Here is a 26,908-nt window from a genome sequence, read left to right on the forward strand (position 1 = left end):
CGAGGATATCAATCACGCGCCACCCGCGCGTTGTCAGTGAGGAGTTGCCGCACTCCGCGCGTGTTGCTCATCGCTTGCCGATGAGCCGGTGAAAACGAATTTGCTGTAGGCCCAATAGCGGAATACGACCGCCATCGTCTGCCCGATCACCGTGGCGGAAATGTTGTCCGCCAGCGGCGACGACAGGTCGAGCACATATCGGGAAAAGCCGAGGCAGCCGAGTTGCAGGAGGATCGCTACGACATTGACGATCGCGTACAAAACATATTCCCGAACAGGGCTGCCGGACTTGCGGTGCGAGTAGGTCCACCACTTGTTGCCGAAGTAGGTGACCACCGTCGCCACCACGATCGCGATGATCTTGGCGACCAGCGGCGAGTGATAGAGCACACCTTCGGAGAAGGAGAAGCCCCCGCCCCAGAACACCAACAGGTTGTAGGTCCCCGCATCGACGAGAAACCCGATCGCCCCGACCACGAGAAACGCCGCACCCTGCCGCAACCCAGCCACCACCTTCGACACAAAGGGCACAGCAGGCGGTTCAACTGATTGCGACACGCCCTGACGGTAGCCAACCACCACCCCGACCCCTAGGGAGGGTCGGCCACGCAGTGGCCGGTTCGCGGCCGGGTCGCCGGTCAGGCGCCGTTGCGTAGGCGACGAAGGAGCAAGCAACGGTGCCTGACCGGCGGCCCCTCAGGGCCGCGGACACGCGGGCGCCAGCCCGCCGATAATCCTGTAGCCTCCCGGTGTCCCACTGCTGCCTAACTCCGAGGATTGACCCGGGTGGACTCCACCGAGCTTCGCATTGCCGCCGTGGTCCCCTGCCACAATGAAGAGGCCGCGGTCGCCAAGGTCGTCACCGACCTCAAAGCCGCTGTGCCGGGGATCGTCGTCTACGTCTACGACAACCTGAGCACCGACCGCACCGCCGAATGCGCCCGTGAGGCCGGGGCGATCGTGCGCTTCGAGAACACCAAGGGCAAGGGCAATGTGGTGCGCCGCGCCTTCGCCGATATCGACGCCGACGTCTATCTGATGATCGACGGCGACGACACCTACGAGGCGTCGGCCGCTCCGCTGATGATCAAGACGCTGCTCGAGGGCCCCTACGACCACATCCTCGGTGTACGCAAGCAGGACGACGCCGACGCCAGCGCCTACCGCAGCGGTCACGAGACCGGCAACAAGGTGCTCAACGGCGTGGTCGGCAAGGTGTTCGGCGAGAACGTCGAAGACATGCTGAGCGGCTTCCGGGTGTTCTCGCGCCGGTTCGTGAAGAGCTTCCCGGCCGTGTCGCGCGAGTTCGAGATCGAGACCGAGCTGACCGTGCATTCGCTGCACCTGCGCGTGCCGCAGACCTCGGTGCCGGTCGGTTTCCGCGACCGCCCCGCGGGCAGCGAATCCAAGCTGCGCACCTACCGCGACGGCACCAAGATCCTCGCGCTGATCCTGGGCCTGGCCCGCCACGAACGCCCCGTCGCGTTCTACGGCCTGTTCGGCACCATCGCCTGGCTGGTCTCGGTGATTCTGACCGTGCCGATCGTGATCGACTTCTACAACACTCACCAGGTAGCGCGGTTCCCGACGCTGTTCCTCGCGTTCACGCTGCTGCTGCTCGGCAGCCTCGCCTGGACCGCGGGCCTGATCCTGGACGGTATCCGCCGCTCCCGCCACGAGACGGCGCGGTTGGTCTACCTGCGTTATTCGGCCGCCGGGGTGAGCGAGGACGTCGCGGCCGGAGACCGTCGGTGACCACGTCCATCGAGCCCGAGACGACTGTAGAACCCAGCAAGACCCCCGCACGCAAGGATCGGGCGTTGGCGCCGATCCGGACCGTGACCCAGCGGTTCGGCGCCGCCACCGTCGCGTTCGCGATGATCGCGACCGTGTTCGGCGCCGTGTTCGCGGTGCTCACGCCCGCGTTCTGGGGCCACGACGAGATCACCCAGTTCGGCCGCGCCTACCAGGTCGCCCACGGCGGCGTGTTCCCCCAGCGCATCGTCGACGATCGCGGTGTGGCCTACGGCGGGCAGATCCCGGTCAGCGTCGACGCGCTGATGGGCTACGCCTTCAAGGACTACAACGACAACCCCGAAGAGCCCGACGCGATGGTGGCCGACCCCGGCGCCTACGACCGGCTCGCCGCGGCCGAGGTCTCCTCGACGACCCGGCAGATGTGGTTCACCAACACCGCCGCCTACTCGCCGGTGCCGTATGTGCCCGCCGCCGTTGGCATTCGGCTGGGCGAGGCGCTCGGCCTCAACGTAGGTGGCATGTATCTGCTGACCCGTTTCGCCGGCCTGGTCGCCTATCTCGCGGTCGTCGGATTCGGGCTCTACGCGCTGCGCGAGCGGCGTAGCCAGTGGCTGGTATTCACCGTGGCGGTGCTGCCGATCGCGCTTTTCCAGGCGGGCACCGTCACCGCGGACACGCTCACCAACGCGCTCGCCATCATGGTGTCGGCGCTGCTGCTGAAAGCGCTGTTCGTCGGCGATCGACTGCACCGGGCGGAAACCGCCGCGCTGCTCGCCGCGACGATCGCGCTGCCGCTGAGCAAACCGACCTATGTGCTGCTGGCGATGCTCGTTGTGGTGGTGCCCGCCGACCGGCTCGGTTTCACCGGAAAACTGAAATTCGTTCCGTGGGCATTCGCGGTGACGGGCGGTGTCCTTTTCCTCGCCTGGACGAAGATCGCGGCGCCCACCGGCGACGGCATGGGCCTGATGCGCCCGCCCCATCAGTGGGGGCAGGTGCGACCGGGCGATCAGCTGAAGGGAATCCTCAGCGACCCGGTGCAATTCGTGCACACCTTCGGCGAGAGCATCGCGCTGCGCGACCATCGCTGGTTCAACCAGTTCTTCGGCGAACTCGGTTTCGCGTATGTGGACGTGCCCGCGATTTCGATGCTGGCGTGCCTGCTCGCCTTCGCGGTGAGTTTCGGCATCGTCGACCGGATGAGTACCACCACAGCCACTTTCCGTCGCACGCTGATCGTGGCGCTCACGGTGCTCGCGAGTGTGGCGATGATCTACGTGACGCTGTACATGTCGTTCACGCCGGTCGATTTCTACATCATCGACGGTGTGCAGGGCCGGTATTTCGTGCCGCTGGCAATCATGGGACTGGCGGTACTGGCTCGCGTGGTGCCGCTGCGACTCACGAATTCCGAGGGCGTGATTCCGGCCCGGGGGACCGCGATCACCATCGCCTGTGCGTCGACTTTCGCGCTTGTCGCTACCGCCGCAACGTATTACACCGTCGTCTGGGGATAATTCCCCAGACGACGGTGGGGATTACAGAGTTTTCTCGCCCGCTGCCGCGTAGGCGCGTTCGGTATCGGCCTTTTTCGGTCGCCACCAGTCCTCGTTGTCGCGGTACCAGGCGACGGTGTCGGCCAGGCCGGCGCGGAAGTCCGCGTAGCGCGGTGACCAGCCCAGCTCCTCGCGCAGCAGGCTCGCGTCGATGGCGTAGCGCTGGTCGTGGCCGGGGCGGTCCGTCACGTGATCGAAATCGGTGGGCTCTCGATCGAACGCCTGCAGAATGAGCTGGACGACCGTGAGGTTGTCGAGTTCACCCTGGGCGCCGATCAGGTAGGTCTTGCCGGTCCGGCCGCGCTCGAGAATGTCCCAGACCGCGCGATTGTGGTCGTCGACGTGGATCCAGTCGCGCACCTGATGGCCCGCGCCGTACAGCCGTGGGCGCACACCGTCGATCAGGTTGGTGATCTGGCGCGGGATGAATTTCTCCACGTGCTGGTAGGGGCCGTAATTATTGGAGCAGTTCGACAGGGTCGCGCGGACACCGAACGACCGGGTCCAGGCGCGTACCAGCATGTCGCTGCCCGCTTTGGTCGCCGAATACGGGCTCGACGGGTTGTAGGCGGTGGATTCGGTGAAGGCCGGCTCGTCGGGGGTGAGATCGCCGTACACCTCGTCGGTGGAGACGTGGTGGTAACGCACCTCGTGGCGGCGTACCGCCTGCAACAGTGAGTAGGTGCCAACGATATTGGTCTGCACGAACGGCCACGGCTCGGCCAGGGAGTTGTCGTTGTGGGATTCGGCCGCGAAATGCACGACCGCGTCCACCCCGCTGACCAAGTTGTCGACGAGATCGAGATCGGCGATATCGCCGTGCACGAATTCGATCCGATCCGCGACCGGATCCAGCGATGCCCGGTTGCCCGCGTAAGTGAGCGCGTCGAGCACGGTCACTTGGACATCCGGGCGCGTGGCCACGGTCTGCTGGACGAAATTCGCACCGATGAACCCGGCCCCGCCGGTTACGAGCACTCGCACTCGGTCAACGATACGTGCATTCCATGGACGCTCGTGACGAAAGGTGTCACCGTTATGTGTTGCTGGAACGTCTCTGACCTGTGACCCGGCATCTATTTACACAGTGATCTCCGTCACATTACCTGTAGGTAGGTTAAGACTCAGAGTTGGTTTTCCTGTGAAAAAGCCCGGTCAACGCTCAGGTTTCTATCAGCGCACCGACATCGGGGTATCAACGGTGAACATAACTTGAACTAACAGTCACAGCGGGTTCACCTCTGGTTAGCTGCGGGAGCTTTTGATCTACACGTCCCCTCCGCACGCTCCAAACTTGAGGTTCAACAAAAATGCTGATGAGGAAATTCGCCGCCACGTCGGCGCTGCTGATCGCCGCCATGGGCGTCACCGCCGGCACCGTGAACGCCGCGCCGGCCGAAGAAGCCGCCCCGATCAACTACTCCGCCGAGGTCGTCGACGGTTCCAAGTCCGTCATCACCACCGATGCCGGCTCGCTGGTCGTCGAAGACGGCGCCTTCAAGATCAAGGCTGCCAACGGCACCACCGTCGCCGGCACCCCGCTGTCGTTCCGCCTCGATGACTTCGAGCTGCCGATCGCCGCCGAGATCTCGGGCAACAAGGCCGTCCTGACCCCCCAGCTCGACCCGGCCCAGGCCGTCTACAAGCCGGTGGCCCTGCCCTACGAGGACAAGGCTCCCTGGAAGACCGAGTACGAGCGTGAGCAGGCCGCCTGGAGCCGTCTGACCTCCACCATCTCCATGGGCGCCACCATCGGCACCCTGGCCGGCGGCCTCGGCGGCGCGACCATCGGCTGCATCGCGGGTGCCGCGGCCGGCCTGGTCGCTACCGGTGTGCTGCTCGCCCTGTTCGGCGCCGGCCCGATCGCGGGTTGCGTCGTCGGCGCCACCACCATCGGCGCCCTCGGCGTCATCCTGGGCCAGATCTTCGTGACCGCTCCGGTCGCGATCGGTGCTGCGATCCAGTACTTCACCACGATCAACCAGCCCTTCGTCGCTCCGGCCAAGTAATTTCGCCGTAGTACAGAAGGAAAGCGGCCCCCGCCTGGAGAAATCCGGGCGGGGGCCGCTTCTTCGTGTCGGAGGTGGCTCGGTCGGCCGACCGTGGTCAGGACCGCCCGAGCCGTTCTCAGGCCGTACGCGCCCGCTGGGCCGGTTCCACCGCGGTCCGGACGAACTTCGCCACCCGGCCCAGCGCCGAGCGACTCTCCGGCATGCTCGGCAGGATGCTCATGAACGCGTGCACCTGCCCGCGCCACAGCTCCAGGGTGTTGGGCACGCCCGCGGCGGTGAGCCGGTGGGCCATCAGTTCACAGTCGTAGCGCAGCAGCTCGTCCTCGGCGGCGATGAGCAGCACCGGCGGCATCCCGGCCAGATCGGCGTTGACCGGCGACAGCGCGGGATCGAGCGGACCGGCGTGCTCGGCGCCCAGGTGGACGACCGCCTCGAGGCCCTTCAGCGGAATGTAGGCGTCCCGGTTGACATTGACGTAGCCCTCTTTGGCCCGGTAGTCCAGATCGAGCAGCGGGCTGAGGCCGACGAGGGCGGCAGGCAGCGGCAGGCCGATCTCGCGCGAGCGGATCGCGGTGGCGAAGGTCAGGAACCCACCCGCCGAGTCACCGGCGAACACGATGCGCGCCGGATCGGCGCCGTGACGCAGCAGCCAGCGGTAGGCGAGCACACAGTCGTCGATCGAGGCGTCGATCGAACCGGGCAGTTGCCGGTATTCGACATTGAGGACGGGCAGTCCGGTGCGCCTGGCCAGTCCGGCCACGACCGCGCGGTGTGTCTGCAATCCGCAGACCGCGAAGCCGCCGCCGTGCATGTACAGCAACGCACCGTGGCGCAACGCGCGGGATCCGCCCGCGGGCCGCACCATTTCCATCTTGAAGCCCTGGAGCTGGATCTGCTCGCGCTCGATGCCGTGCGGTTCGGGCCGCAACCGCGACAGCAGGTCGACCGCGACGGCGCCAACCGGGATGGTGGCCCGGTTGATGGGCACGGTGCGCAGCAGCGGTCCGATCAGGCCGAGGCAGGCGCCCATCAGGACTCGCGAGGAGGTACTGGTCCGGCCGGAGTTGACGATGATGCCCGAGTCCGGCCTCTCGGCGGTGCTGATCGGGGCCACGGGCGCGAGCCCGCCCATCACGCCGGTGATCTTTGTGGCTACCATCGCGCACCTACCTCTACAGCTGGCGCGTCGACCCCTGACCAGGCGTAAACCCCCCGGATCGGATGTCGGCGCTGACATCTAACACAGTGATGTTTCACACATCGACGCTCACATAATCAGATGAACGTCTTGTCTGTCTCAGTTATCGCCCGACACACCCGGTCACGAAACGTTCGTGACCAATTCGTCGACGTGTCGGAACCTCCCCGTCTCCGGGGCGGACGGGACTGGCAGACTTGCCACCTATGCGCGGAATCATCTTGGCGGGCGGCACCGGTTCACGGTTGCACCCGATCACGCGCGGGGTGAGCAAGCAGCTCGTCCCGGTCTACGACAAACCCATGGTCTACTACCCGCTGTCCACCCTCATGCTGGCAGGGATCGACGACATTCTGGTGATCACCACGCCGGAGGACGCCGACGCGTTTTCCCGGCTGCTGGGCGACGGCAGCCAGTTCGGCGTCGCGATCAGCTATGTGGTGCAGCCCGAACCCGACGGGCTCGCGAGCGCCTTCGTCCTCGGGGCCGATCACATCGGCAACGAACCGGCGGCGCTGGTCCTCGGCGACAACATCTTCCACGGGCCCGGCCTCGGCGCCAGCCTGGAACGCTTCCACGACATCGACGGCGGCGCGGTGTTCGCCTACTGGGTGAAGGACCCGACCGCCTACGGCGTGGTGGAGTTCGATCAGGGCCGCGCGGTCTCCATCGAGGAGAAGCCGAAGGTCCCGCGCTCGAACTACGCCATCCCCGGCCTCTACTTCTACGACAACGACGTGGTCGAGATCGCCCGCGAGCTGAAGCCCTCGGCGCGCGGGGAGTACGAGATCACCGATATCAACCGCGCCTACCTCGAGCAGAACCGGCTCAGTGTCGACGTGCTCGCCCGCGGCACCGCCTGGCTCGACACCGGCACCTTCGATTCCCTGCTCGACGCGGCCAATTACGTGCGCACGATCGAGGAGCGGCAGGGCCTCAAGATCGGCGTGCCCGAGGAAGTGGCCTGGCGCCGCGGCCTCATCTCCGACGAGCAGCTGTGCAAGCTCGCCGAACCGATGGTGCGCTCGGGCTACGGCCGCTACCTGCTGGATCTGATCGACCGCGGAAAAGACTGGTAGCGCATGGAATTTCGTGAACTGGCGATCCCCGGCGCCTGGGTGGTGACGCCGCGTCTGCTCGGCGACGACCGCGGCATGTTCTGTGAGTCGTTCAAGGCCTCGGAGTTCGAGAAGGCCACCGGGCGCCCGTTCGAGCTGCACCAGGTGAACACCTCGGTCTCGGCGGCCGGGGTGCTGCGCGGCATCCACTACACCGACGATCCGCCCGGTCAGGCCAAGTATGTGACCTGTGTGCGCGGCGCCTTCCTGGATGTGGTGGTCGACCTGCGGCCGGGCTCACCGACCTACGGCCGGTGGGACAGCGTGCTGCTCGATGACGTCTCGCGGCGCTCGGTGTTCCTGTCCGAGGGTCTCGGTCACGCCATCCTCTCGCTGGAGAACCGGTCGACGGTGACCTACCTGTGCTCGCTCGAGTACTCCCCCGAGTTCGACAGGGACCTGGACGCCTTCGATCCGCGCCTCGGCATCGAATGGCCGACCGAGGGCCGCGACGGCCGCCCGCTGACCTACGTCCGCTCGGCGAAAGACGAAGCAGCGCCGAAGTTTTCCGCCTGATTCACGTGAAACCACGAACGGCACCACCTGCGAGAGGTGGTGCCGTTCAGCGTTTTCCGATCAGGCGACCGGTTCGAGAACCTTCGCCTCGACGAGCGGTGCGTCCTGGGCAGGCTTGCGGAACCTGGGCAGGAAGACAGTCAGTGCGACCAGCGCGCCGACGATGGTGACGCCCGCCGCGAACTCCAGGCCCGGCCGGTAGGTGTCGAGCATCTGCTGCGGAGTGGCACTCGTACCGTGCCCGCCGGAGGTGACGATGGCGGTGGTCACCGCGAGCACGACGGCCGCGCCGACCTGCATCGAGGTCTGCAGTACGCCTGCGGCGAGACCCTGCTCGTCGTCGTCGATACCGCTGGTGGCCTGCACATTGATGGCGGGGAAACCGACCCAGCCGATGCCGATCAGCAGGATCGCGGGCAGCAGCACGGTGAAGTAGCCGGGTGCCGTGTCGATCCGCAGGAACAGCAGGTAGCCGATCGCCATCACGCTCATGGTGACCGCGATGACCGGTCCGGTGCCGAAACGGTCGATCAGCTTCTCGGAGAAGAACGCCGACCCGACGACCAGGATGCCCACCGGCAGCAGGGCCATCGCCAGCTTCAGCGCCGACCACTCCAGGGTGTCCTGCATGTACAGGGTCACGATGAACTGCCAGGAGAAGTAGGAACCGGCGACCGCGATGATGGCCAGGCTGGCTCGCACGAGCGAGGCCTTGCGCAGGATGCCGAGGCGGACCAGCGGGTGCTTCACCCGCTGTTCGGTGACGACGAACGCGGCGAACAGGGCGATCACGGCGAGGAACGAACCGATGGTGCGGCCCGAGGCCCAACCGACTTCCGGCGCGGTGACCACGGTGTAGACCAGCAGCAGCATGCCTGCGGTGGACAGCAGCGCGCCGAGTAGATCGTGTCCGCCTTCTTCGGCCTTACCGTCCTTGGGCACCAGCACGAACGCGGCGGCCAGGGCGGCGAGCGCGATCGGGACGGGCAGCAGGAAGGTCCAGCGCCAGCCGACGCCGGTCATCAGGCCACCGAACAGCAGGCCCATGGAGTAGCCGCCCGCGCCGAAGACGGTGTAGATCGACAGCGCCTTGTTGCGCGCTTTTCCTTCGGCGAACGTGGTGGTGATGATCGACAGACCGGTCGGCGCGGTGAACGCGGCGGCCAGGCCCTTGATGAAGCGGGTGGCGATCAGCAGCGCGGGGTCGCTCACCAGACCACCGACGAGCGATGCGACCGCGAACACCGCGAGGGCGATGAGGAAGACCTTGCGGCGGCCGAGCAGGTCGGCGGTGCGTCCGCCCAGCAGCAGCAGGCCGCCGTAGCCGAGGATGTAGCCACTGACGAGCCACTGCAGGGTGGAGGTGGACAGATCGAGTTCGGCGCCGATGGACGGCAGCGCGACGCCGATCATCGAGACGTCGAGCCCGTCGAGGAAAAGGACGATGCACAGAGTGATCAGCATTCCCCAGAGGCGGAGGGGCCACCTGGTGGGATCGGTCGCCTGATCTGCGGCCGAGAGCGTTGCTGGCGAAGTCATGCGGAGGACATTACATGCGCGTGCATTAATTGCCAACACATAAAATGCCGTTGCATGAACATGCGCCAACCACTAAGATGGGGCCATGAACCCGGCCGTAACGTCAGCTCGGCGCACCGAAGCGCCCACCGAGCTGGTCGGTCAGTGGCGCGAACTACTCGGCAGGCATGCCGCCGTGAGTTGCGCCCTGGAGAAGGCGCTCCAAAGGGACCACGAGATCGGCCTCAGCGAATTCGAAACGCTGGACCGACTGGTCGACGCGGCGTGTCAGAAGTACCGCATGACAGAACTGGCCCAGGACATCTACCTGAGCCAGAGTGCGCTCTCGCGCGCGGTGGCCAGGCTGGAACGCGACGGCCTGGTCGAACGGAGCATGTGCGATCTCGACCGTCGCGCCATCTTCGTCCAGCTCACCGACAAGGGCAGGGCGGTCTACGACCGAGCCCTGCCCACCCACCGTTCGGTGCTCGCCGGTTCGTGGGACAGCCCTACAACGTGCCCGTAGCCGCCGTGGTGATATCGGTGAAAGCACGCCGGTAGCGATCACATTCGGCAGGCTTGTCCAGATAGGTGCTGCCCGCGAAGGTCTCCACGTAGACCACCGGCGGCTCCGGTCGATCCACCGAATCGTCGACCCCGAAATCCAGGATCACGAACCGGCCCGATTCGAGACCCGCGTGGTAGCCGGAATCGCCGGGAACCACCTGGATCCGCACCGTTTCGCGCTCGGCCAGCTCCCGTAATCGCGCGAGCTGGCCCGCGCGGACCCGGTCGTCACCGATCAAACGGGTGAGCACCGACTCGGCCAGCACCACGTCCAGTCGCAGCGGCGAATCTGTCCTGGTCACCAGAGCCTGCCTGGCCGCCGACACCCGCAGCCTGCGCTCGAGCTCCGCCTCGGTGAGCCCGGGGATCGTCTGCTCCAGCAGCGCTTTCGCGTAGTCCTCGGTCTGCAACAGGACAGGGACGAGGCCGTCCTCGTAGAGCGCGAGCCCCGACGCGGCTTCCTCGAGGCCGATGTAGACCTCGAATCCCTCCGCGATCACGTCGCCGTAGCTCGTCCACCAACCCCGCGCTTTGGTTTCGCGAGCCAAGGCGGCCAGCGGTTCGACCAGATCGGCCGGCGCGCCGTACACCTTGCACATGGCCTCGACGTCGAGGCTGCGCAACGACGTCTGCCCCGTTTCGATCCGCCAGATCTTCGCTTCCGACCACTCCAGTTGCGCCGCCGCGGTTCTCGTCGTCATCCGCGCACGATTGCGCAGGTCACGTAAGTGCCTGCCCAACTGCCTGCGCGGCATCGTGGAACCGGTGACGCCCTGTGGTGAAGCCATACTTCCCCCCTGTATCCGAACTCCGGTCTCCGGACAGAACTTTCGGAGACCGACCTACGCAGCCGACATATTCGGATCTGCGTACGGATTGTTTCACAATGAATCGGACACCGCGCAAGACCTATTTTTTCTTGCGGAACCGCCAGAACTGCACCGCACGAACGTCTTCGGAGAGCTGACTCACCGGCTCGGCGACATCGGACAGCGCCTGGAACAGGCCGTCGGCCAGGTCGCTGATGTGTTCGACGCGGCCGGCCAGCCGGGCGGCGTTGTCGGCGAATTCGAGCATCAGGCGGACCGAGGCCGCGATGGTGAGCCCCAGCGGGATCGACACCAGCGCGGCGAGCACCCCCAGCACCGCGGAGGCTTTCCACATCAGCACGGTGAAGGCGATCGGCAGGCCGATGCCGAAGGACGCGACACCGAGCACGTAGGCCAGCGGTAGCAATGTCCTGGTCGCGGGCCTGCGGAACTGCACGTCCAGCAGCGAACGGGCGGCTTCGGCGGCCCACTGTTTGGCGGAACCGGTACTGCGGAACGGCTCTTCGAACCCCGCGTCACGCGCCAGATCGGCTTCGTAGGAGACTTCACCGGCACGATCGGGCCGCTTGCCACCGGCCTCTTTCCAAGAGAGCCAACGGGATTCGGCGTCGAATTCCTCGACATCCTCGTCGTTCGACTCGGGAGTGCCAGGCGCTTCGGTCATGCCTCGAATCCTGCCCGCTTTCGACCCCGACGCCAACCTCTCGGCACCTTACCTGCGATAGCGAAGGTTACCGGACTGAGACGAAGCAGACACTCTCGAATATTTTTCGGTAACGGCGTAACGAGTCGGCCACCTCTCGCCGATACGCCCATGAACGCAGGAACAGAGCTCTTCGGGGAATGGAGAACACAGTGCGCACGACGTTTCCGACCACCACTACGGCCGCCGACAAAGGTGCCGCCGCGCAGGAGTACACCGCGCGTGGATGGACGGTCGCTGAAACCACCAACGGTCTGTGCTTGATCACCGACGACGAGGTCTCGGCCATCGAGATCACCGGTGAGATCGCGGGCGACGTTCGCCGCTTCCTGCGCGCCAACAACCTGTCCGGCCCCGTGATCGAGATCCCGGGCCAGGAGCGCCGCGAGATCCACCTGGTCACCGGTGTCCGCAAGGCCGCCATGGCGATCGAGGCCATGCGGGAGGCCGGCGTCATCGTGCACACCGACGGTGCCAGCATCCCGCTGCCGCCGACCCAGCTCGCCGCGGGCAGCGCCTCCTGGGGCGTCGCGCCCACCGAGGCTCGCTGGATCCCGCCGGTCGTCGCCCTCGGTGCGGCCGTCCGCTCGGCGATCGCCCGCAGGCAGACCGGCAAGCAAGCAGGCAAGCGCGCGGCGCTGACCCTGGCCAGCTGACCTGAACCAGCCCGGACCCGCGATCCGCGACGCCTCCCCGACGTCGCAGCTCGCGGGTTTTCGGCGTTTCCGGCCATCGCCCGCCCCAGTGGGCGTAAGCATGGAGTATGGCTCCACGTTCGCTGTTGCGTACCTGTCCGCTGTGTGAGGCCGTCTGCGGTCTCACGGTCACCCTCGACGACGCCGACCAGGTGCTGTCGGTCCGCGGCGACCGCGACGACCCGTTCAGCAAGGGCTTCCTGTGCCCGAAAGGCGCCAGCTTCGGCAAGCTCGACAGCGATCCCGACCTCGTCACCACCCCGCTGATCCGCGACGGTGACGGCTTCCGCGCGGCAGGCTGGGACGAGGCGTTCGACCTGATCGCGGCCGCGTTCGCCGAGATCCCTCGTGGCGCGTCCGCGGTGTACCTGGGCAACCCCAACGCGCACACCGTCGCGGGCGCGCTCTATCTGCCCGTCCTGATCCGGGCGCTGAGCACCCGTCACATCTACACCGCGAGCTCGGCCGATCAGATGCCCAAGCAGGTCGCGGCCGGGCTCATGTTCGGCGACCCGCTGACGGTCCCGGTCCCCGACCTCGATCGCACCGACTTCCTGCTGATGCTGGGCGCCAATCCACTCGAATCCAACGGGTCGCTGTGCACCGCGCCCGACTTCCCCGGGCGGTTGAAGGCGTTGCGGGCGCGCGGGGGCAAGCTGGTGGTGGTCGATCCGCGCGAGACCAGAACCGCGGCGCTCGCCGACCAGCACCTGTTCATCCGGCCGGGTTCGGACGCGTATCTGCTGTTCGGGGTCGTGCACACGCTGTTCGACGAGGGTCTGACCGAGGTGCGCGTCGACGTGGCCGGACTCGACGAACTGCGCACGGCCGCCCTCGATTTCCCACCGGAAGCGGTGGCCGAGCGCACCGGCATCCCCGCGGGCACCATCCGCGCGCTGGCCCGCGAACTCGCGGCCGCGCCCACCTCGGCCGTCTACGCGCGGATCGGCACGTGCACCGCCGAGTTCGGCACGCTCACCCAGTGGCTGGTCGACGCCGTCAACACCCTCACCGGCAACCTGGACTCCCCCGGCGGCGCCATGTTCGCCGATGCCGCGGCGGGCGGGGTGCAGCGCAGCAAGCCGTTCCGCCTCGGCCGCTGGACCAGCCGGGTCCGCGAGCTGCCGGAGGCGATGGGCGAACTGCCCGTCGCCACACTCGCCGACGAGATCGAAACACCGGGTGAGGGGCAGATCAAGGCGCTGGTGACGGTGGCGGGCAACCCCGTGCTGTCCGCGCCGAGCGGTGCGCGACTCGACCGCGGCCTGGCCGGGCTCGAGTTCATGGTCAGTGTGGATCGGTACGTCAACGAGACGACCAGACACGCGAACGTGATCCTGCCGCCACCACGGTCGGTGCAGTCACCACACTTCGATTTCGCGCTGCTGCAGTTCGCGGTGCGCAATTACGCGCGCTACTCGCCGCCGCTGGTTCCGCTGGGCGAGCGGCCCTCGGAATCGGCCGTGGTGGCCCGGCTCGCGGCCGCGGTGAGTGGTCAGCCGCATGCCGGGACGGGCGCGGCCAGCCCGATCGCGATGGTCGACGAGCTCGTGATCGCCGGCACCCTGCACAAGGCCGACATGAGCGAGCGCCGCGACGAGCTGACCGGCAACGACACCACCGAACAGCGCCTCGATCTGATGCTCAAGCTCGGCCCGTACGGCGCGTGGAACGGCGGCGACCTGAGCCTGAAAACCCTCCTGGACAACCCGCACGGCATCGACCTCGGCCCACTGCGCCCACGACTGCCCGGTGTCCTGCGCACCGCGTCGAAACTGGTCGAGCTGGCACCGCCGCAACTGCTCGCGGACGTGCGGCGCCTGCGCGCCGGACTGGAGAGCACCGCGCCCGCGATGGTGCTGATCGGACGACGTCAGCTGCGCTCCAACAACAGCTGGATGCACAACATCGCGGGTCTGGTCGGCGGCTCCAACCGCTGCACGCTCCAGGTCCACCCCGACGACGCGACCCGCCTCGGCCTGGGCGAACAGGCCGAGATCACCTCGGCGGCGGGCTCGTTGACGGTGCAGGTCGAGCTCACGCCGACGATCATGCGCGGCGTGGTGAGCCTGCCGCACGGCTGGGGCCACGGCGCGAGCACCACCCAATCGGTCGCGCTGGCGCACGCGGGCGTGAACGCCAATGTGCTGACCGATGATTCGGTAGTCGACGTGGTGTCCGGAACCGCTGTGTTCAATGGTGTACCGGTGACGGTAGGTCCAGCCTGATCAGTCCGGGCCCGGAAACCGTTGCGCAAACTCCGCTTTCATCCCATTCGCAACAATGGACACGCCCCACCGGCAGTGAGAGTCCCCTAGACTGGGTGAGATTGCGGTCACAGCGGGGGTTTCGTCTAGAAGCCCGCATCAACCGGTACGGCTAGCAGAGGGGGCCCCGATGCCCGAAAAATTCGTCGGCAGCGACGGAGAACACGAGCTACAGGACACGTTGGGCACCTCGGACAGAGCCGAGCGCTTCTACGACGACCAGGTGATCGACTATCTGAATCCCACGATGGTCGATTTCGTCGCCCGGATGGACATGGCCTTCATCGCCACCTCTGATTCACACGGCGAATGTGACTCCAGCTTCCGGGCGGGGACCCCCGGGTTCCTGCACGTGATCGACGATCGCACGATTGCGTACCCCGAATATCGAGGTAACGGGGTGATGGCCAGCCTGGGCAATATCCTCGAGAACCCGCACGTGGGAATTCTGATGATCGACTTCGTTCGCGACCTCATCGGCCTGCACATCAACGGAAGAGCCCGCATGGTCGCCGACAGCGAGCTGCGCGACGACGTCACCGACCTGCCACCCGCCGAGCGAGGAAAGACCTCGCAGGTATGGGTGGTGGTCGATGTCGAAGAGGCCTACATCCACTGCCGCAAGCACATCCCGCAGATGGTGCCGGTCTCGCGGGACCAGCGCGAATGGGGCACCGACAACGTGCGCGCCAAGGGCGGCGACTACTTCGGCGTCAAGGCAGGCAAACGGGCACCGGCCATCGCCGAGGCCAGCTAGCTATCTACTTGATCTTGAAGATCACCACACGCTGCACGACGAAGTTGATGACGGTTGCGGTGCCCTGCGCGATCACGAACGCGAGGGGCTGGCGCCACCACTCGTCGGGCAGCGCGAAGTACAGCGCCGCGTTGATCCCCACCTGCACCGCGAACGTCACCGCGTAGAGCGCCACCACCGCGAAGAATCTGGCCCTGCTCGGCTCTGCCTTGAACGTCCAGCGCCGGTTGATCAGGTACGCCGTGGTGGTGCCCGCGACGAAACTGATCGCCTTCGCCAGGCTCACCGGCAACCCGAGCAGATTCAGCAGCAGGCTGTAGATGCCGTAGTCGACGATCGCCGACAAACCACCCGTCAGCGTGAACCGCACGATCTGCGTCTTGAGGTCTACATCGGTCCCGCCGGGCTCGTCGACCAGGGGAATTTCGGCGGGCAGCGGCAGATGCGGTTGGGCTTGCACGTGAGAAGCGTACGAGACCGGCGCACTGTCCTGCCACGTATACCCGCCATGCATGTAGCCTCTTAGCCGATGTCTGAGAACATTTCGACCACCAACGATGAGGCGTTCGCGCTCCCTACGCGCACCCGCAAGCTCACCGGTTGGGGTCGCACCGCACCCACCTCCGCCGAAGTGCTCTCGACCAGCGATCCGGAATTGATCGCCAAGGCCGTGAGCATGGTGGCGCAGGACAACGACTCGAAGCCGGCGCATCTGCGACGCGGCGTGATCGCGCGTGGCCTGGGTCGCTCGTATGGCGACAACTCGCAGAACGCGGGCGGCCTCGTGATCGACATGCCCGCGCTGAACAAGATCCACAGCATCGACGCGGCCACCCGCCTCGTCGACGTGGACGGCGGCGTCGACCTCGACCAGCTGATGAAGGCAGCGCTGCCGTTCGGCCTATGGGTTCCGGTCCTACCCGGTACCCGCCAGGTCACCGTCGGCGGCGCCATCGGCTCCGATATCCACGGCAAGAACCACCACAGCGCCGGTAGCTTCGGCAACCACGTGCGTTCGATGGATCTGCTCACCGCCGACGGTGTCGTCCGCACGATCACCGCCGAGTCCGATCCGGAGCTGTTCTGGGCGACCATCGGCGGCTGCGGCCTGACCGGCATCATCCTGCGGGCCACCGTCGAGATGACCCCCACCGAGACGGCGTACTTCATCGCCGACGGCGATGTGACCAGCACCCTCGACGAGACCATCGCCTTCCACAGCGACGGCTCCGAGGACAAGTACGAATACAGCTCGGCCTGGTTCGACGCCATCAGCCCGCTGCCCAACCTGGGACGCGCGGCCATCTCACGCGGCAACCTGGCCAAGGTCGACCAGCTGCCGAAGAAGCTGCAGAAAGACCCGCTGCGCTTCAATGGCAAGACCTTCTTCACGCTGCCCGATGTGTTCCCCAACGGGCTGGCCAACAAGTACACCTTCGGGCCGATCGGTGAGATCTGGTACCGCAAGTCGGGCACCTACCGGGGCAAGGCGCAGAGCCTGACCGCCTTCTATCACCCGCTCGACATGATGGGCGAATGGAACCGCGGCTACGGCTCCAACGGCTTCCTGCAGTACCAGTTCGTGGTTCCGCCGGAGTCGGTCGAAGAGTTCAAGCGCATCATCATCGACATCCAGCGCTCGGGTTTCTACTCGTTCCTCAACGTGTTCAAGCTGTTCGGCGAGGGCAACCAGGCGCCGCTGAGCTTCCCGATGGCCGGCTGGAACATCTGCGTCGACTTCCCGATCTCGCGTGGGCTCAACGAGTTCGTCACCGAACTCGACCGGCGCGTGCTCGAGTTCGGCGGGCGGCTCTACACCGCGAAGGATTCGCGCACCTCGGCCGAGACCTTCCACAAGATGTACCCGCGGATCGACGAGTGGATCAAGGTCCGCCGCAGCGTCGACCCGAATGGCGTGTTCATGTCCGATATGGCCAGGAGGCTGGAGCTCCAGTGATCAACGCAGTTGGCAACCCGCAGACCATCCTGCTCTTCGGCGGCACCTCCGAGATCGGTCTCGCGATCGTGGCCGAGTACCTGGCCAAGAGCCCGGCCCGGGTCATCCTGGCGAACCTGCCCGGCGACCCGCTGCTCGAGAACGCCGTCACCCAGGTGAAGGCCGCCGGCGCGACCCAGGTCGACGTCGTCGACTTCGACGCGCTCGACACCGAATCGCACCCCAAGGTCGTCGACACCGCGTTCGCCGCGGGTGACGTCGACGTCGCGATCGTGGCGTTCGGTGTGCTCGGCGATGCCGAGGAGCTGTGGCAGAACCAGCGCAAGGCGGTCATGACCGTCGGCATCAACTACACCGCCGGCGTGTCGGTGGGTGTGCTGGTGGGCGACAAGTTCAAGGCCCAGGGCCACGGCCGGATCATCGTGATGTCCTCGGTGGCCGGGGAGCGCGTTCGCCGCTCCAACTTCGTCTACGGCTCCACCAAGGCGGGCCTGGACGGTTTCTACCTCGGCCTCGGCGAGGCGCTGCGTCCCTTCGGGCCGCGCGTCACCGTGATCCGGCCGATGCAGGTGCGCACCTCGGCGACCAAGGCCCACTGGGAAGCCACCGGCTCCAAGGAAGCCCCGCTCACCGTCGACCCGGAAGACGTCGCCAAGCTCGCCGTCACCGCGTCGGAGAAGGGCACCGAGATCGTCTGGGCGCCGGGCGAGGCCCGCTTCCTGATGTCGGCCCTGCGCCACGTGCCGCGCCCGATCTTCCGCAAGCTCCCGATCTGATCGACTGCGTTTCGGACTGCCGCATCATCCCCGGATGGTGCGGCAGTTCTGCTTTACGGCTCCACTAGGCTGGCCCGGACCGTGGAGCACAGTGGAGCCGGAGGATTGCGCGCCGATGACGACCAATGACGAGGTGCGGGCGGGGCGCAAGATCTGGAGCGGGGTCGGCGAGGGGGCTGCCGCCGCGGGTGTGGCGCTGGTGGTAGCCGTGGTGGGACTGTTCGCGTTCTCCGCGGTGCAGTGGCCGGCGTTCAACTCCTCCAATGTGACTCGCGCGCTGACCACGGTGGGACAGGTGGTCGCGGTCGCGCTGCTGGTGGTCTCGGTGCTGCTGATCCGGCTGCGCAAGTGGCCGGTGGTGGCGAAACTGCTGTCCTGGGTGGGAATCTCGAGCTTTGTCACGGTCACGCTGGGGATGCCGCTGGCCGCGACGAAGCTGTACCTGTTCGGTGTCTCGGTGGATCAGGAATTCCGGACCGAGTACCTGACCCGGCTCACCGACAGTGCCGCGCTGCGCGATATGACGTATGTGGATCTGCCGCCGTTCTATCCGGCCGGGTGGTTCTGGATCGGCGGGCGCGTGGGCAACGTGCTCGGGATGGACGGCTGGGAAGTGTTCAAGCCGTACGCGATCGGGCTGCTCGCCGTCGCCGCCACGGTGGCGCTGGTGTTGTGGATGCAGCTGGTGCGGGCCGATATGGCGGTGGGCGCGGCTGCCGCGGTCACGGCGATGACGTTGGCGTACGCCTCGCCCGAGGCTTACGGCGCGGTGCTCGTGGTGTTCGTTCCGCCGGTGCTGGTGCTGGCGTGGGGTGCGCTGCATCGGCGGTCCGGTGGGTGGGGCGCGGTGCTCGGTACGGGGCTGTTCCTCGGGGTGGCGGCGTGTTTCTACACGTTGTACCTGGCGATCGCGGCGTTCACCGTGGTGATCATGGCGGTGGTGGCGGCCGGGTTCGCGGTCTACGCGCAGCGGGCAACCGAGCGGCGGGCAAGCCGGCTGGGCAGCGCTGCCTCGGCGCGGGCCGGTGCGACCTCGGCGAGCGCCTCGCCCGCCTGGCGTGCCGCGATCACGCCGCTGACCAAACTGGCGGCGATCGGCGGTATCGCCATCGTGCTCGCCCTGGTGGTGTGGACGCCGTATCTGCTGAAGATGGCCTCCGGTGCGAAACTCCCCTCCGGCAGTGCTTTCCACTATCTGCCGGAGTCCGGCGCACAGCTGGCGTTCCCGATGCTCGAGTTCTCCCTGCGGGGAGCCCTGTGCATGATCGGCGTGCTGTGGCTCGTAGTTCGCGCCGGATCGTCGAGGCGCGCACAGGCACTGGGCATCGGCGTCGTATCGATCTACCTGTGGACCGTGCTCTCGATGACGGCGACCGCGGCAGGCACGACCCTGCTGTCCTTCCGGCTGGAGCCGGTCCTGCTCGCGTTGCTCGCCGCCGCAGGTGTTTTCGGCTTCGTCGAAGGCGCCACCGCCCTCTACCAGGCGTTGAACGAGCCCGCCCCGATGCGCACCGCGGCTGCCGCGATCGCCGTCCTCGGCGCCATGGCCTTCGCCCAGACGATCCCCACCGTGCTCACCCACGAGATCGACACCGCCTACACCGACACCGACGGCAACGGCGAACGAGCCGACCAGCGCAAACCCTCCGCCGTCTCGCACTACCGCGAGATCGATGCGGCCATCCTGGCGCAGACCGGCCGTCCCCGAGACGAGTCCGTCGTCCTCACCGCGGACACCACCTTCCTGGCCTTCTACCCCTACTGGGGCTTCCAGGCCCTCACCTCCCACTACGCGAACCCCCTGTCGGACTTCAAGGCTCGCGCCGCCACCATCGCCGACTGGAGCAAGCTGCCCGGCTCCCCGGCCCTCGTCGAAGCCCTCGCGAAGTCCCCTTGGCGCGCCCCCGACGCCTTCCTCTTCCGCAACGACGGCGACAACTACACCCTGCGCCTGGCTGAAGACGTCTACCCCAACGACCCGAACGTCAAGCGCTACACGGTCTCATTCCCCAAGTCCCTCTTCACCGACCCCGCCTTCACCGCCACCGACATCGGCCCCTTCACCCTGATCACCGTGCGCCGCTGATACTCGACGACCACTGTGGCGACGCCATGTCGTCGCCCAGTGGCCGAACCCCGGCTCACGCAGAGGCGCGGCCGAGGTAGTGGAGGAGTTCGGCGGTGGGCGTGGTGGCCGCTGTTTCGACCACGGCGGCGTAGGCGCCCCACTGGCGCAGGGGTTCGATGATTTCGGCGTCGGTGCCGGAACCGGGGGCCGGGCGGATCGTGCGGGCGGCGGTCAGGAGATGGGCGGACAGGTCGTCGGTGAGGGGCGACGGCTGGCCGGTGGCGATCGCGATGTCCCAGGCGTGGACCGCGGCGTCGAGAGCGGCGAGGGTTGCCGCGACGGCGGTCGGGAGGTCGCCGTGCGGGAGCGGCGTGGGGACAGTGGTGGTTTCGTCGGCGACCGTGGCCCACGCGGCGGCGGTCTGGTCGACGGCTTCGCGGACCAGGTCGGCGGCGGAACCGCCGATCTCGCCGGAGGGGTCGAAGGGGTTGTAGGACGGGCCGGGGCCGACTCCCAGGGCAGCGGCGTAGGCGAGCTGGTCGCCCGCGGCGTGCTGGATCACCTGGGTGACGGTCCACTCCGCGCAGGGGGTGGGCAGGTTCCACTGGTCGTCGGCGATACCGGCCACGACGTCGCCGAGGGCCCGGTAGGAGGTGGCGACCACGTCGCGCCAGACGGTTTCGAGGGCTGCGGTGCTGTTCATGATGGTGCCTTTCGTTTCGGTGATGACTCCAGCCTAGAAACCTATTAGGCTCGTTTCTTTCCTAATTTTCGACAAGGTGGAAAATGGCCGCGACAACCCCGCGCGTACTGCGCCTACTCGCCCTGCTGCAAGACCGCGCCTACACCGGGCGCGAGCTCGCCGACCGTCTCGAGATCACCGAACGCACCGTGCGCAACGACATCTCACGGCTGCGCGAACTCGGCTATCCCGTCCACGCGGAACGGGGCGCGATCGGCGGCTACCGGCTCGGCCGCGGCGCGACCATGCCGCCGCTGCTCCTCGACGACGAGGAAGCGGTGGCGGTCGCGCTGTCCATCGCCGTGGCCCACGACGGCTCGCTCGCCGTCTCCGACATCGGCGACCAGCTCACCAGAGCGCTCCGCAAGATCGAACAGATCCTCCCGAAACGCTTGCAGCGCAAGGTCTCCGCGCTGCGCGACGCCACCGAGATCGGCCCCGCCACCACCGGTTCCCGCGAACCGGACGCGCCGGTCGCCGCGGGTATCCTCACCACCCTCGCCGACGCGGTCCGCCGCACCACCGCTGTCACTGTCGAAACCTTTGACGGCACAACGGAACTAGAGCCCTACCGGCTGATCAACTGGCAACGCCGCTGGTACCTGGTCGCCTACAGCATGCGCACCCACGACTGGACGGCACTGCCCGCCGCCGGGATCACCCGGGCCGAGGCGGGTACACGCGTGTTCGCCCCGCGCACCCTCCCGCACGACGACCTGGTCGCCTTCGTCATGCGTCACATCGCCTCCACCGGCTGGCGCGTCCACGCCCGCGTCACCGTCCTCGAATCCGCGGAGACCGTGATCGCCAGGATCAACCCGGCGGTCGGTGTGGTCGAGCCGATCGACGAGCACAGTTGCGTACTGCTCACCGGCGCCGACGCGATGGAGACGATCGCGATCTACCTCAGCATGTTGATGATGGATTTCCGCGTCGACGGCCCGCCCGAGCTGGTCGCGCACCTGCGCACCCTGGCCCGCCGCTACACCGAATCGGTCGCCGGGTAGCCGCCGCGGATCGTGTCCCTTCCGTGCCGGAAGCCGGTGTTCATCCCGCTCGACGGCACTACACTGACTGGTGCGGCACGGTCGTCGCCGGCGGATTCGAACTCCCCCGGCGGCTGGCGTTGAAACCAGATCCTGCACGTCACGGGTCCCGGCGACCCGCTACCGGAGGAGGACGTATGTCCGATCCGTTGCACACGAGGGTGTGCCTCACCGGCTTGAACTGTTCCTGCCCGAGCATCAGCGTTTTCCTGGTGCCGGAACCGCTGGTTCTCGGCGGTCAGATGATGCACCTCCTCGAACAGGCGCCGATCGCCGGGCGAATACCCCAGCCCACCCCGGACGCCGAGCTGATCGACCTGATCCAGGCCGTGCGCACGCCGCTGGACACCCGGGGACTCGCCCGCGCGCAGCAGGTCGCGTTCTCCGGGCCGCGCCACGATCCGCCGGTCGCGCGGGAGGTGCTGCACGACCATCTCATCGAGGAACCCGCGCCATGGGGACTGGATGTGGACGACCCCGCGGAACTGACCCGGCTGGCGATGCTGCCCGAGCGGCGCATCGGGGTGCGTCGCATCGACGATTTCCAGGCGCATTCGGTCCGTCAGGCGATGGAGGCCGTCTACCGGTATTTCGCGATAGACCAGCGCATTCCCCTGGTCTATCACGGCTTCGCCGACCCACGCGATGGCTGGTTCGCGCTGCGCGCATCGGCGGCGTGAGCCGATCCCGCGGTGTGACGGCGTCGACCCTGTGTCTATCGACACCCGATAGCTACTGGTGTGCGGAAGATCGATAGACCACAATATGTCCGGTCAGTGTCAACAAACCGCGCGGTTGGTGTCGCGGGGCGAGTACGCTGCGAAAAGTTGGAAGTTCGGCCGACCGAAATCAGGTTTTGGTAGCGCTGATCGGTACGGATGCAGAGGTATAGCTATGACGCTCAACCGACCGGAGCGGATCGATCTTTTGTTGTCACGGCCGCAACGCCTCGGCCGTGAACCGGAACCGCGCGAACAGCTCGACTCGCTCGCCGCGATCGAACGGGTCGTCATCGACGCCACCATCGCCCTGCTCGCACCCGGCCAGAAATTCGCCCTGCTGTGGTCACTACAGGTCGGCGAGCAGACCGTCGCCGGCGTGCAGATCAAAGAGCGCGACGGAACGGTCACCAACCTGATGCCGCCCACCGAGGTGCTCGAATACCTCACCGATCACAAGCGCATGTCCTACGATCCGGACACCGGGGCCTGGCTCAGCGCCGAGATCTTCATCGCCGGTCCCACCCGGTACAAGACCAATTACTCCACCGGCTCGGTCGCCGACTGGATGCCCGAGGTCACGGCCGACGACCTGCGCGCCGAATTCGCCACCTTCCCGCGCCGCGACACCGAGATCCCCGACTGGGCCCGATCCCAACTCGACTGGGCCGACCGCCGCACGGGTTGAGAGGTACTGCCGCCGTCGCCGCGACGGCCCGTTAGGAGCGGCGCCGACCCGCGCACAGGTTCGATGGCTAGCATCAGACCCCGTGCGACCGGACCGATCTGAACGAGCGTTCACCCGATACCGCCTGATCGCCCTTGTCTGTGGGCTGCTCGGGTTCGTGCTTGCCCTGCTCACACCGCTGTTGCCGGTGCGCCAGGACCGCGCGAGCCTGGACTGGCCGCAAGCGGGCGCGACCAGCGTCGAGGCACCCCTGGTGTCGTATGTGCCGCAGCGGCTCGACGCACAGCTGCCGTGCACGATGCTGAGCGGGCTGCCGGGTCCCGGGGCGGAGAACCCCACCGCGACCACCCTGCTGACGACGATCCCGGTCGCTTCGGGCAAAGCCGACCGCGGGCTGAGCGTCACCGTGCGCGACGGCGTGCTGGGGGTGCAGGCGCGCGATGTGCCGATGCTCTCGGCGCCGATCGCCGAGATCGCCGGGTGTGAGCGGATCAGCATCGTCTCGACCATCGAGGCCACGACCGTCGAGTTCGTCGGGGCGGCGCGCCAGGACGGCACCCCGTTCCGCAACACCGTCACCGTCGACAAGCGCCCGCAGATCGTCGGCGTCTACACCGACCTCGACTCGGCCGCCCTCACCGACGCCCGGCTGCACGCCGACATCGACTCCCGCTTCACCTCGACGCCGACGACGCTGAAACTGGCGACGATGATCGGCGCCGGTGTGTTCACTCTGCTCGCGCTGATCGCGCTGCACCTGCTCGACACCACCGACGGCCGCCGCGCCCGCCGCTTCCTGCCCCGGCACTGGTGGCGGATCACCCCGACCGACGTGGTGGTGGTCATAACCCTGCTCGGCTGGCATGTGATCGGCGCGAACACCTCCGACGACGGCTACATCCTCAATATGGCGCGCGCGTCGGGCCCGTCGGGCTACATGGCGAACTACTACCGCTGGTTCGGGGTGCCGGAGGCGCCGTTCGGCTGGTCCTACGAACTGCTCGCCTGGATGACGAAGATCTCCGACGCCAGCCCCTGGATGCGCCTGCCCGCGCTCGCCGCCGGATTGGTCTGCTGGGCGGTGATCAGCCGAGAAGTGCTGCCCCGCCTCGGTGCTCGGGTGCGCCGCGACAAGGTGGCGCTGTGGACGGCCGGCCTGGTGTTCCTCGCCTTCTGGCTCCCGTACGACAACGGCCTTCGCCCCGAACCGCTGATCGCGGCGGGCGCGCTGCTCACCTGGTGCCTCATCGAACGCGCCATCGCCACCGCGCGGCTGCTGCCTGCCGCGTTGGCGATCCTCATCGCCGCGTTCTCGCTGGCGGCGGGCCCGACCGGCCTGATCTGTATCGCCGCCCTGATCGCCGGTACCCGGCCGGTCATGCAGATCATCATCAAACGCGCGCAGGGTCTGCGCCCACGTCGGATCGCGAGCCCGGACAAGACGGCAGACTCGTCGGCTCGGCTCTCGCTGGGCGCCAAGATCTTCCGTTACGCCGCACTGCTGGCTCCCGGCATCGCCGCGGGCACGCTGGTACTCGTCGTCGTCTTCGCCGACCAGACTCTCGCCACCGTCATGGAGGCCACCCGAGTCCGCACCCTCGTCGGGCCGAACGTCGCCTGGTTCGACGAACGCACCCGCTGGGACTCGCTGTTCATGCTGTCCCCCGACGGCTCGCTCGCCCGCCGTTTCGGCGTCCTGGTGCTGCTGCTGTGCCTGCTCGTCTGCATCCTGCAGGTGCTGCGCAAGGGCCGCATCCCCGGCACCTCGCGCGGCCCGTCGGTGCGCATCCTCGGCATCGTCTTCGCCGCGCTGCTGCTGATGATGTGGACGCCCACCAAGTGGACCCACCACTTCGGGGTCTACGCGGGCCTGGCGGGTTCGCTGGCGGCACTGGCGGCGGTCGCGGTGGGCACCAACGGAATCAAGGCCCCACGCAATCGAGCGCTGTTCACCGCGGCGGTGTTGTTCCTGCTCGCGATGACCTTCACCGGCTCCAACGGCTGGTGGTACGTCTCCAGTTACGGCGTGCCGTTCTGGGACAAGGCGCCGATGGTGGCGGGCAAGGGTGTTTCGACGCTGTTCCTCGGTCTCAGCATCCTCGCACTGCTGGTCGCCCTGTACTTCCACCTGCGCGCCCCGTACCGGACACCGAGCGACACCGGGCGTTTCGACCGCTTCGCGACCATGCCGCTCACCATCGCGGCGGCACTGCTGGTGCTGTTCGAGGTGGCGTCGATGGCCAAGGGCGCCATCACCCAGTACCCCGCGTACTCCATCGCGAAGTCGAATTTCAATTCGCTGCAAGGCAATACGTGCGGCCTGGCCAATGACGTTCTGGTGGAATCGAATACGGCGGATTCCCTGCTCACCCCCTACACCGGCGCCCCGGCCGACGGGCTGAACGCCGAATCCACCGGCTTCACCCCGGACGGCGTGGCCGACGACCTCACCGCCGACGCCGACGAGACCGTGGTCGGCGGCGCCAACTCGGTCGACACCGATTCCGCCAACAAGACCACCAAGACCACCGGCGCGGGCACCGGCGGCGGCACCAGCGCCGAACCCGGCATCAACGGCAGCACCGTCGCCCTGCCGTTCGGCCTCGACCCCGCCCGCACTCCGGTCCTCGGCTCCTTCCAGGACGGCGTGCAGCAGCAGGCGAAGCTGACCTCACAGTGGTATCGCGTCGACCTCGGCGAGAGCGTGCGCGACGATCCCGCGTATCAGGCCCTCGTGGTCACCGCGGCCGGGCGGATCCGCTACGTCGACACCGACGGTGTGGTGCACTACGGCCAGGAGTTGCGCCTGGAATACGGCACCCGCGCCGCCGACGGTTCCGTCGAGGTGACGGGCTCGGTCGCGCCGATGGACATCGGCCCGGCCCCGTCGTGGCGCAACCTGCGCGTGCCGATCGATCAGCTGCCCGTCGGCGTGAACGCGGTGCGCCTGGTCGCCGCCGACAACGACATCACCGGCAAGCAGTGGCTCGCGGTGACGCCCCCGCGGCTGCCGAAACTGGCCACCCTGGACTCGGTGGTCGGCCGGACCGCGCCGGTGCTGCTCGACTGGCACGTCGGCCTCGCGTTCCCCTGCCAGCGCCCGTTCGAGCATCACGACGGCGTCGCGGAGGCTCCGCAGTGGCGGATTCTGCCCGACCGGGTCGGTTCGGACGCGTCCAACGCCTGGCAGGACGATATCGGCGGTGGCCCGCTCGGGTGGACAAATCTGCTCCTGAAGGCCGAGACTGTGCCCACCTATCTCGACCACGATCTCGGCCGCGACTGGGGCTCGCTCGAGCGGTTCACGCCGTATCAGCCGGCACCGCCGGCGAAGATCGGGGTGACTGTGATCGATCAGACAGGACGAGCGAAAGAACCGGCAATTCGGGCACAGTAGAACGGCGTAGAGACTATGGC

The 26,908-nt window shown here is 67.3% G+C and carries 24 protein-coding genes; 16 read left to right on the top strand and 8 right to left on the bottom strand.

Going from position 1 to position 26,908, the window contains the following annotated elements; all coding sequences use genetic code 11:
* Positions 1-33 precede the first annotated feature (33 nt).
* Positions 34-582, bottom strand: coding sequence for a GtrA family protein (locus ACWF99_RS18695; protein ID WP_452536968.1), 549 nt, complete (start codon positions 580-582; stop codon positions 34-36).
* 204 nt (positions 583-786) lie between these two features.
* Between ACWF99_RS18695 and ACWF99_RS18700 the strand changes: the two genes are divergently transcribed.
* The gene (locus tag ACWF99_RS18700) at positions 787-1,755 is read left to right on the top strand and encodes a glycosyltransferase family 2 protein (protein WP_378638091.1); all 969 of its coding nucleotides are present in this window, start codon (positions 787-789) and stop codon (positions 1,753-1,755) included.
* Entirely contained in the window at positions 1,752-3,275 is a 1,524-nt protein-coding gene (locus tag ACWF99_RS18705) for a DUF2142 domain-containing protein (RefSeq protein ID WP_378638089.1), read from the top strand. The genes ACWF99_RS18700 and ACWF99_RS18705 overlap by 4 nt, the downstream gene beginning before the upstream one ends.
* A 21-nt stretch (positions 3,276-3,296) precedes the next feature.
* On the opposite strand, the gene rfbB is transcribed toward ACWF99_RS18705, so the two are convergent.
* Positions 3,297-4,298 carry a dTDP-glucose 4,6-dehydratase gene (gene rfbB / locus ACWF99_RS18710; RefSeq protein WP_452536969.1) on the bottom strand — a complete coding sequence of 334 codons (1,002 nt, stop codon included), beginning with the start codon at positions 4,296-4,298 and terminating at the stop codon, positions 3,297-3,299.
* A gap of 326 nt (positions 4,299-4,624) precedes the next feature.
* On the opposite strand from rfbB, the gene ACWF99_RS18715 reads away from it, so the two are divergent.
* The gene (locus tag ACWF99_RS18715; protein ID WP_378989524.1) at positions 4,625-5,323 is read left to right on the top strand and encodes a hypothetical protein; all 699 of its coding nucleotides are present in this window, start codon (positions 4,625-4,627) and stop codon (positions 5,321-5,323) included.
* 118 nt (positions 5,324-5,441) lie between these two features.
* On the opposite strand, the gene ACWF99_RS18720 is transcribed toward ACWF99_RS18715, so the two are convergent.
* Positions 5,442-6,485 carry an alpha/beta hydrolase gene (locus ACWF99_RS18720; RefSeq protein WP_378638081.1) on the bottom strand — a complete coding sequence of 348 codons (1,044 nt, stop codon included), beginning with the start codon at positions 6,483-6,485 and terminating at the stop codon, positions 5,442-5,444.
* Between the two features lie 245 nt (positions 6,486-6,730).
* On the opposite strand from ACWF99_RS18720, the gene rfbA reads away from it, so the two are divergent.
* On the top strand, positions 6,731-7,603 hold the full coding sequence (gene rfbA / locus ACWF99_RS18725) for a glucose-1-phosphate thymidylyltransferase RfbA (protein WP_378638078.1): 873 nt from the start codon (positions 6,731-6,733) through the stop codon (positions 7,601-7,603).
* A 3-nt stretch (positions 7,604-7,606) separates the two neighbouring features.
* Positions 7,607-8,158 (top strand): dTDP-4-dehydrorhamnose 3,5-epimerase family protein, encoded by a 552-nt coding sequence (locus ACWF99_RS18730; protein WP_266295138.1) that lies wholly within the window; start codon positions 7,607-7,609, stop codon positions 8,156-8,158.
* A gap of 60 nt (positions 8,159-8,218) precedes the next feature.
* On the opposite strand, the gene ACWF99_RS18735 is transcribed toward ACWF99_RS18730, so the two are convergent.
* The gene (locus ACWF99_RS18735; RefSeq protein ID WP_452536970.1) at positions 8,219-9,697 is read right to left on the bottom strand and encodes an MFS transporter; all 1,479 of its coding nucleotides are present in this window, start codon (positions 9,695-9,697) and stop codon (positions 8,219-8,221) included.
* Positions 9,698-9,782: 85 nt separating this feature from the next.
* Between ACWF99_RS18735 and ACWF99_RS18740 the strand changes: the two genes are divergently transcribed.
* Entirely contained in the window at positions 9,783-10,202 is a 420-nt protein-coding gene (locus tag ACWF99_RS18740; RefSeq protein WP_378638073.1) for a MarR family winged helix-turn-helix transcriptional regulator, read from the top strand.
* Here the strand turns inward: ACWF99_RS18740 and ACWF99_RS18745 are convergent.
* Positions 10,186-11,031, bottom strand: a complete 846-nt coding sequence (locus ACWF99_RS18745) for a helix-turn-helix domain-containing protein (protein WP_452536971.1) — start codon at positions 11,029-11,031, stop codon at positions 10,186-10,188. The genes ACWF99_RS18740 and ACWF99_RS18745 overlap by 17 nt on opposite strands.
* 121 nt (positions 11,032-11,152) lie before the next feature.
* On the bottom strand, positions 11,153-11,737 hold the full coding sequence (locus ACWF99_RS18750) for a DUF4282 domain-containing protein (RefSeq protein ID WP_378638068.1): 585 nt from the start codon (positions 11,735-11,737) through the stop codon (positions 11,153-11,155).
* Positions 11,738-11,928: 191 nt separating this feature from the next.
* On the opposite strand from ACWF99_RS18750, the gene ACWF99_RS18755 reads away from it, so the two are divergent.
* The 3 genes from ACWF99_RS18755 to ACWF99_RS18765 all read left to right on the top strand — a co-directional run bounded on the left by ACWF99_RS18755 (position 11,929) and on the right by ACWF99_RS18765 (position 15,495).
* Positions 11,929-12,432 (top strand): hypothetical protein, encoded by a 504-nt coding sequence (locus ACWF99_RS18755; protein ID WP_378638065.1) that lies wholly within the window; start codon positions 11,929-11,931, stop codon positions 12,430-12,432.
* Positions 12,433-12,539: 107 nt separating this feature from the next.
* A complete protein-coding gene (locus tag ACWF99_RS18760; RefSeq protein ID WP_452536972.1) occupies positions 12,540-14,699 on the top strand; it encodes a molybdopterin oxidoreductase family protein in 2,160 nt (719 codons plus the stop codon).
* A 169-nt stretch (positions 14,700-14,868) separates the two neighbouring features.
* Positions 14,869-15,495, top strand: a complete 627-nt coding sequence (locus ACWF99_RS18765) for a pyridoxamine 5'-phosphate oxidase family protein (RefSeq protein ID WP_378638060.1) — start codon at positions 14,869-14,871, stop codon at positions 15,493-15,495.
* 4 nt (positions 15,496-15,499) lie between these two features.
* On the opposite strand, the gene ACWF99_RS18770 is transcribed toward ACWF99_RS18765, so the two are convergent.
* Positions 15,500-15,955 (bottom strand): GtrA family protein, encoded by a 456-nt coding sequence (locus ACWF99_RS18770; RefSeq protein ID WP_378661211.1) that lies wholly within the window; start codon positions 15,953-15,955, stop codon positions 15,500-15,502.
* Between the two features lie 81 nt (positions 15,956-16,036).
* Here ACWF99_RS18770 and ACWF99_RS18775 point away from each other — a divergent pair, with 81 nt between their 5' ends.
* The 3 genes from ACWF99_RS18775 (at position 16,037) to ACWF99_RS18785 (ending at position 20,314) form a co-directional block, all read left to right on the top strand.
* The gene (locus ACWF99_RS18775) at positions 16,037-17,452 is read left to right on the top strand and encodes an FAD-binding oxidoreductase (protein WP_378638109.1); all 1,416 of its coding nucleotides are present in this window, start codon (positions 16,037-16,039) and stop codon (positions 17,450-17,452) included.
* Positions 17,449-18,228 carry a decaprenylphospho-beta-D-erythro-pentofuranosid-2-ulose 2-reductase gene (locus ACWF99_RS18780; protein ID WP_378638055.1) on the top strand — a complete coding sequence of 260 codons (780 nt, stop codon included), beginning with the start codon at positions 17,449-17,451 and terminating at the stop codon, positions 18,226-18,228. Before ACWF99_RS18775 ends, ACWF99_RS18780 begins: the two co-directional genes overlap by 4 nt.
* A gap of 115 nt (positions 18,229-18,343) precedes the next feature.
* Entirely contained in the window at positions 18,344-20,314 is a 1,971-nt protein-coding gene (locus ACWF99_RS18785; protein ID WP_452536973.1) for a galactan 5-O-arabinofuranosyltransferase, read from the top strand.
* 55 nt (positions 20,315-20,369) lie between these two features.
* Here ACWF99_RS18785 and ACWF99_RS18790 read toward each other — a convergent pair whose 3' ends face one another.
* Positions 20,370-20,999: a TIGR03086 family metal-binding protein gene (locus ACWF99_RS18790; RefSeq protein ID WP_378638050.1), complete on the bottom strand. Its 630-nt coding sequence runs from the start codon at positions 20,997-20,999 to the stop codon at positions 20,370-20,372.
* 83 nt (positions 21,000-21,082) lie between these two features.
* Between ACWF99_RS18790 and ACWF99_RS18795 the strand changes: the two genes are divergently transcribed.
* The 4 genes from ACWF99_RS18795 (at position 21,083) to ACWF99_RS18810 (ending at position 26,888) form a co-directional block, all read left to right on the top strand.
* Positions 21,083-22,045 (top strand): helix-turn-helix transcriptional regulator, encoded by a 963-nt coding sequence (locus ACWF99_RS18795; protein WP_452536974.1) that lies wholly within the window; start codon positions 21,083-21,085, stop codon positions 22,043-22,045.
* Between the two features lie 176 nt (positions 22,046-22,221).
* A complete protein-coding gene (locus tag ACWF99_RS18800) occupies positions 22,222-22,764 on the top strand; it encodes a hypothetical protein (protein WP_378638045.1) in 543 nt (180 codons plus the stop codon).
* 214 nt (positions 22,765-22,978) lie between these two features.
* Positions 22,979-23,491 carry a hypothetical protein gene (locus ACWF99_RS18805; RefSeq protein ID WP_452536975.1) on the top strand — a complete coding sequence of 171 codons (513 nt, stop codon included), beginning with the start codon at positions 22,979-22,981 and terminating at the stop codon, positions 23,489-23,491.
* Between the two features lie 82 nt (positions 23,492-23,573).
* A complete protein-coding gene (locus ACWF99_RS18810) occupies positions 23,574-26,888 on the top strand; it encodes an arabinosyltransferase domain-containing protein (protein ID WP_452536976.1) in 3,315 nt (1,104 codons plus the stop codon).
* Positions 26,889-26,908 lie beyond the last annotated feature (20 nt).

The organism is Nocardia sp. NPDC055002, from assembly GCF_053608825.1.

Bases quoted from the DNA above. Each gene is read 5' to 3' on its own strand.
- ACWF99_RS18715 (WP_378989524.1), top strand. From the start codon at position 4,625: ATGCTGATGAGGAAATTCGCCGCCACGTCGGCGCTGCTGATCGCCGCC.
- ACWF99_RS18720 (WP_378638081.1), bottom strand. From the start codon at position 6,485: ATGGTAGCCACAAAGATCACCGGCGTGATGGGCGGGCTCGCGCCCGTG.
- rfbA (WP_378638078.1), top strand. From the start codon at position 6,731: ATGCGCGGAATCATCTTGGCGGGCGGCACCGGTTCACGGTTGCACCCG.
- ACWF99_RS18730 (WP_266295138.1), top strand. From the start codon at position 7,607: ATGGAATTTCGTGAACTGGCGATCCCCGGCGCCTGGGTGGTGACGCCG.
- ACWF99_RS18735 (WP_452536970.1), bottom strand. From the start codon at position 9,697: ATGACTTCGCCAGCAACGCTCTCGGCCGCAGATCAGGCGACCGATCCC.
- ACWF99_RS18740 (WP_378638073.1), top strand. From the start codon at position 9,783: ATGAACCCGGCCGTAACGTCAGCTCGGCGCACCGAAGCGCCCACCGAG.
- ACWF99_RS18745 (WP_452536971.1), bottom strand. From the start codon at position 11,031: ATGGCTTCACCACAGGGCGTCACCGGTTCCACGATGCCGCGCAGGCAG.
- ACWF99_RS18750 (WP_378638068.1), bottom strand. From the start codon at position 11,737: ATGACCGAAGCGCCTGGCACTCCCGAGTCGAACGACGAGGATGTCGAG.
- ACWF99_RS18760 (WP_452536972.1), top strand. From the start codon at position 12,540: ATGGCTCCACGTTCGCTGTTGCGTACCTGTCCGCTGTGTGAGGCCGTC.
- ACWF99_RS18765 (WP_378638060.1), top strand. From the start codon at position 14,869: ATGCCCGAAAAATTCGTCGGCAGCGACGGAGAACACGAGCTACAGGAC.
- ACWF99_RS18785 (WP_452536973.1), top strand. From the start codon at position 18,344: ATGACGACCAATGACGAGGTGCGGGCGGGGCGCAAGATCTGGAGCGGG.
- ACWF99_RS18790 (WP_378638050.1), bottom strand. From the start codon at position 20,999: ATGAACAGCACCGCAGCCCTCGAAACCGTCTGGCGCGACGTGGTCGCC.
- ACWF99_RS18795 (WP_452536974.1), top strand. From the start codon at position 21,083: ATGGCCGCGACAACCCCGCGCGTACTGCGCCTACTCGCCCTGCTGCAA.
- ACWF99_RS18800 (WP_378638045.1), top strand. From the start codon at position 22,222: ATGTCCGATCCGTTGCACACGAGGGTGTGCCTCACCGGCTTGAACTGT.
- ACWF99_RS18805 (WP_452536975.1), top strand. From the start codon at position 22,979: ATGACGCTCAACCGACCGGAGCGGATCGATCTTTTGTTGTCACGGCCG.